A 1115-nucleotide genomic window follows, 5' to 3' on the forward strand; every position below is an offset into this window, starting at 1 on the left:
CCATATAACGGACGGTAGTTCCCGGATGCCGTGAAGGCAGGTGAATTTCGGCCCGGGGGAGGGGGTCGGCAGGGGGCTCTCAAGGGATCAGGACGACCTTGCCCATCGTGCCGCGGGTCTCCAGCGCGCGGTGGGCCGCCGCCGCCTCCGCCAGGGGGAAGCGCTGCACGGCCGGGGTGAAGTGGCCCGTGGCGGCCTCGGTGAGGGCGGCGGTCTCCAGCGTGCGTACGGGGTTGTCGCCGCCGGCCTTCGCCATCATCGCCGGGCCGAGGACGTTGACCTGCGTGATGCCGCGTACGGCTAGCTCCTCCTCGCCGAAGGTCAGCGCCTCGCCGTCGTGCAGGCCCTGGCCGGACCAGCCGAAGACGACGTGGACGCCGCCGGGGCCGAGCAGGTCGACCGCGGCCAGGCCCGCCTCGCCGCCCACGCCGTCGAAGACGACGGTGGCGGCGCGGCCGTCGAGCCGCTCCTTCAGGTACGTGCGGACCTCGTCGGGCCAGGCGGGGTTCTTGTAGTCCACGGCGAGGTCGGCGCCGTTCGCGCGGACGCGGGCCGTCTTCTCCGGGCCGCCCGCGAGGCCGACGACGGTGGCGCCCCGGTGCTTGGCGTACTGCGTGAGGAGCGTGCCGATGCCGCCCGCCGCGGCGGGGATGACGGCCACCGAATCGGGGGTCAGCTCGGCGAACTGGAGTATCCCCATCGTCGTACGTCCCGTTCCGATGAGGGCGACGGCCTCGGCGAAGTCCATGTCGTCGGGGAGTACGTGCAGGCGGGACGCCTCGGTGACGGTCTGCTCGGCGTAGCCGCCGGGGGCGAAGCCGATGTGGGCGACCACGCGCTTGCCGAGCAGCTTGGGGTCGACGCCCTCGCCCAGCTCGTCGACCGTGCCGGCGATCTCGCGGCCGGGGATCGTGGGCAGGGCGGGGAGTTCGGGCAGCGGGCCCCGCATGCCCTCGCGGATCGCGGTGTCCAGGAGGTGCACGCCTGCCGCGGCGACGGTGACGCGGACCTGGCCCGCGGCCGGGGTGGGGGCCGCGGTCTCCTCGTAGACGAGGTTTTCGGCGGGGCCGAAGGCGTGGAGGCGGATGGCGTGCATGGTGGGGCTCCTTGGGGGG

The 1115-nt window shown here is 74.0% G+C and carries 1 protein-coding gene; it reads right to left on the reverse strand.

Translation table 11 applies throughout. The features are described 5' to 3' along the window. Window positions 1-79: 79 nt before the first annotated feature. A complete protein-coding gene (locus GKQ77_RS32955; protein ID WP_219692811.1) occupies window positions 80-1096 on the reverse strand; it encodes a zinc-binding dehydrogenase in 1017 nt (338 codons plus the stop codon). Window positions 1097-1115: the final 19 nt, after the last annotated feature.

This window comes from Streptomyces anatolicus (genome assembly GCF_019400875.1).
Taxonomy (GTDB): Bacteria; Actinomycetota; Actinomycetes; order Streptomycetales; family Streptomycetaceae; genus Streptomyces; species Streptomyces anatolicus.

Excerpts from the sequence above, each read along its gene's own strand:
- GKQ77_RS32955 (WP_219692811.1), bottom strand. The coding sequence starts at position 1,096 with ATGCACGCCATCCGCCTCCACGCCTTCGGCCCCGCCGAAAACCTCGTC.